Genomic DNA, 2,711 nt, shown 5'->3' with positions numbered 1-2,711 from the left:
AATGACAAGGGTTGCCGATCTTCTGTTTGATAAAGTTAATCACTGCGGATATTTTTTTTGGCATATGCTGGCGGCTTGGGTATACCGCATAAAACGGCATCGACTGGCTGGCTTTCCAGTCAGGTAACAGCTGTATTAACTTACCCGTTCTAAACTCATCCCCCAGCAAGTAAGTGGCAAGGTAGGCAATACCCCAACCTGCAATAGCCGCATCCCGAACGGCTTCTGCCAGATCCACTGAATAGTTACCCGAGACTTTTACATTCAATTCTTGCTGATCTTTGGTAAACGCCCACCCCGTATAGTCACGCTCCCAGCTTCTGTATATGAGGCAGTTGTGAGCAGATAGGTCATCCGGTTCTGCTGGCGTGTCATGTTTCAATAAGTAATCTGGCGATGCCGCAACAACAAACTGGCAATCCGTCAAACGCTGCGCAATGTAACCTTCAGGCAAATGCTCGTTGTTGGTTACCCATAAATCGAGCCCTTCGGCTAACATATCGACCTTATAGTCAAACAGATGTACTTCCACTTGAAGTTGAGGATACAGTTCGCGTAACTCTTGAATCGCTGGAATAATGTGTAAGGTACCAAATGATTGCGACAACCCAAGACGTACCAAACCTGCTACTTCATCCCGCTGGGTTTCCATCTCTAATGTGGCGCTGCTCACCGCTTGTACCACTTGCTCACAGTGATGAAAAAAGGTTTTCCCTGCCTCAGTCGGCGTAAAGCTTCGCGTAGTGCGTTGAACAAGCTTGATACCAAGAGACGCTTCTAACTGACTCAACTGTTTGCTCACATGAGACACCGACACGCCTAAGCTCTTTGCAGCAGCTGTGAAGCTTTTGTGTTTAAGAAGAGCGGAGAAAATCACCATTTGTGCGGCACGTTCAGATAACACGCTTTACCTCGATTTGGTTATAGAAAAAACAAAGGGCTCCGAAGAGCCCTTGTATTGAAGACTGAATGCCAAATTGTTTGATGGCAGATCAGTATTTAATGCGGTCAGCCAAGTGACTCACAGCAAGTGCGAAGTAGTAAGAGCGGTTCCACTTCATCAATACGTTGTAGTTATTGTAAACCAGATACGTACGACCATTCTCGTCGTCCGGCATGATCAACCATGCTTTGATGTCTTCATCCAGTTTTGGCAACGGGCTACCGTCATATTTTGTGATACCTAATTGGCTCCACTCTTGAAGGTATTTGCCTTTTTCAGCCGTGCGCCCTTCTAGACTGCGATCAATATTTTTAGGAACCTTAACTTGGCGACCCCAAGTATATTTATCATCCCAGCCAGACTTGCTCAAATAGTTAGCGGTTGATGCAAACACGTCCGCTTCAGATTGCCATATGTCTTTCTTACCATCACCGTTGCCGTCAGCAGCAAAACGAAGGAAAGAGCTTGGCATAAACTGGCATTGACCCATCGCACCAGCCCATGAGCCTTTAAAGTTCTCTAGCTCAATATGGCCTTGATCGAGGATCTGAAGTGCCGACATAGTCTCTTTACGGAAAAACTCTTCACGACGGCCTTCAAATGCCATTGTGGATAGTGCATCAATCACTTTAAAGTTGCCGGTAAACTTACCAAAGTTACTTTCAACTCCCCAAAGTGCCACAATAAAGCGCGGGTGGACACCGTACTCATCGCCTATACGCTTTAGCTCGGTGTAATGCTCTTTGTAGAGTTGTCTGGCTTGCTTCACCTTCCATTCAGGCACCGCGCGAGGAATGTACTCATCCAATGTCAGTTTCTTTTCTGGTTGGTTTCGGTCCGCTTTTACTGCTCGGGGCTTGTACTCAACATTAGCAAAAGCAGCACTAATGACCTGCTCTGAGATACCTTTATCACGAGCTTCAGCACGCAGCTTATTCAAGTATTCATCAAAACCCTCGCTACTTGCAAAAGCCGAGGTACACATACCAACGCTAAGCATGGTAGCCAGTATCTTTTTCATATTGCCCTCCTTGAGCAAGGCAGAAATCCCAGATGAAAAACGATGACGTTATTCGCCTTTCTGCTGGGCTTTTTGTTCTTTGTACTTTTCTAATAGGTTCTCCGGCGGCGGTGGAACCTGAAGAAAGAAGCCATCATTTTGTAATGAAGCCTTCACTTTTTCGATATCAACTTGTGCCAATTTACGGCCATCAAGTTTAATCGTCATGACAGCGATAGGCTTACCGAACATCTGCATTAAGGTGTCAGGAACCTGTGAAAAATCATCCTTTTTCGGAATATAGAGATAAGTACCTTCTTTTTTCGAGCTTTTATAAATAGAACAAAGCATGACACGCCTTTTATGCTGATTTAGCCGCGTTGAGTGCGGATTAGGTTGTAAACGTCAAATTCTCGCAAACTTAATAGCAAATTTGAGATTAATTCACCTATTTGCCCACGAGAGAACTTGCTGCGTCAAAGGATGAAATATAACATGACATACCTAGTTTAAGGCAACGCTCTTTCAATAAAGGCAAGAAGTCCACGATGACCCATTCACCAGACCTTAAAGGTAGCAGTTTTACATTGTCAGTTTTACACCTTTCTGACAATGAGATCGCAAAGACTGTCGAATTTTTGCAAGAAAAAGTTTCTCAAGCACCTTCTTTTTTTGCATCCGCGCCTTTGGTAATCAATATAGCAAAAGTACAAGGCGACATTGATTTCCCTAAGCTTAAACAAGGCATCTCAGATGCCGGTTTTATTC

At 44.5% G+C, this 2,711-nt stretch carries 3 protein-coding genes and 1 pseudogene; 1 reads left to right on the top strand and 3 read right to left on the bottom strand.

All coding sequences use genetic code 11. From position 1 onward, the window contains the following. The 3 genes from CAG68_RS18605 to CAG68_RS18595 all read right to left on the bottom strand — a co-directional run. A partial coding sequence (locus CAG68_RS18605; RefSeq protein ID WP_161441493.1) for a LysR substrate-binding domain-containing protein occupies window positions 1–904 on the bottom strand: 904 nt, incomplete at its 3' end. An 88-nt stretch (window positions 905–992) separates the two neighbouring features. Then, the gene (locus CAG68_RS18600; protein ID WP_005388330.1) at window positions 993–1,964 is read right to left on the bottom strand and encodes a lytic murein transglycosylase; all 972 of its coding nucleotides are present in this window, start codon (window positions 1,962–1,964) and stop codon (window positions 993–995) included. Between the two features lie 48 nt (window positions 1,965–2,012). After that, on the bottom strand, window positions 2,013–2,294 hold the full coding sequence (locus CAG68_RS18595; RefSeq protein WP_005382303.1) for a YcgL domain-containing protein: 282 nt from the start codon (window positions 2,292–2,294) through the stop codon (window positions 2,013–2,015). A gap of 197 nt (window positions 2,295–2,491) precedes the next feature. Between CAG68_RS18595 and minC the strand changes: the two are divergent. Then, window positions 2,492–2,711: pseudogene (minC, locus tag CAG68_RS18590) on the top strand (septum site-determining protein MinC); the annotation flags it as partial.

It is taken from the genome of Vibrio sp. V42_P2S4T144, assembly GCF_009904715.1.
Taxonomy (GTDB): Bacteria; Pseudomonadota; Gammaproteobacteria; order Enterobacterales; family Vibrionaceae; genus Vibrio; species Vibrio alginolyticus.
Note: the sequence above shows the minus strand (reverse complement) of the source record. Positions and strands in the feature narration are given on the sequence as shown.

What these genes read in the sequence shown, in the direction of transcription:
- CAG68_RS18595 (WP_005382303.1), bottom strand. Translation starts at nt 2,294, where the DNA reads ATGCTTTGTTCTATTTATAAAAGCTCGAAAAAAGAAGGTACTTATCTC.
- CAG68_RS18600 (WP_005388330.1), bottom strand. Translation starts at nt 1,964, where the DNA reads ATGAAAAAGATACTGGCTACCATGCTTAGCGTTGGTATGTGTACCTCG.